The sequence below is a fragment of the Sporomusa sp. GT1 genome (assembly GCF_014634905.1).
In the GTDB taxonomy this organism is placed as follows: Bacteria; Bacillota; Negativicutes; order Sporomusales; family Sporomusaceae; genus Sporomusa; species Sporomusa sphaeroides.
On the sequence record NZ_BMBX01000083.1, the window covers coordinates 1 to 381 of the forward strand.

At 43.6% G+C, this 381-nt stretch carries 1 tRNA gene; it reads right to left on the minus strand.

Annotated features, from left to right (window positions below):
• Positions 1-6 precede the first annotated feature (6 nt).
• Positions 7-82: transfer RNA gene (locus GT1_RS21930), tRNA-Lys, on the minus strand.
• Between the last annotated feature and the right edge of the window lie 299 nt (positions 83-381).

Genomic DNA, 381 nt, shown 5'->3' on the forward strand with positions numbered 1-381 from the left:
CATGAATGGTGACCCACCCGCGACTCGAACGCGGGACACCCTGATTAAAAGTCAGGTGCTCTACCGACTGAGCTAGTAGGTCATTTTGTGTTCTTCAAGGAATTATTATAATATCATATTTACTTGCTTATTGCAACAGGTAAGTTCTGACATTCCCTGATAAGCAGAGAACCAAGTTATTAGGAGCAACGCGACGCTAGAACTTGCGTGAATCGCTTAGTTCCAAGCGGAGCGCGGAACTTCCTAATTATCATATTCCCTGAAAACTTCACAGAAGAAAAGCATTTGCGCATTGGGTTTATTGATGTTTGCACTTCATGCAAACGAGGTATTTAAGTCAAGTCCTCGGCCTATTAGTACCAGTCAGCTGCATGGATTGCT